Genomic DNA, 262 nt, shown 5'->3' on the forward strand with positions numbered 1-262 from the left:
TTTGTTTAAATTAGTTTCGATGACCGCGAAATGAGTGCTGTCTCGGGCAGCAAAGTTAAGTAGAATCCGCGGCGACCATTCGACAAAAGAGGTGAATCATGCAGGATTTATCATTGGAAGCACGCCTGGCAGAGCTGGAGAGCCGACTCGCTTTTCAGGAAATCACCATTGAAGAACTGAACGTCACGGTGACCGCTCATGAAATGGAGATGGCGAAACTGCGCGATCATCTGCGTCTGCTGACCGAGAAGTTAAAAGCCAG

The 262-nt window shown here is 48.9% G+C and carries 1 protein-coding gene; it reads left to right on the forward strand.

The features are described from left to right. Window positions 1–98: 98 nt before the first annotated feature. Window positions 99–262: SlyX family protein (locus SB822_RS58265; protein ID WP_139594883.1), on the forward strand; the 164-nt coding region annotated here is incomplete at its 3' end.

Origin of the sequence: Paraburkholderia sp. SIMBA_054, from assembly GCF_046534875.1 — a bacterium.
Lineage (GTDB): Bacteria > Pseudomonadota > Gammaproteobacteria > Burkholderiales > Burkholderiaceae > Paraburkholderia > Paraburkholderia hospita.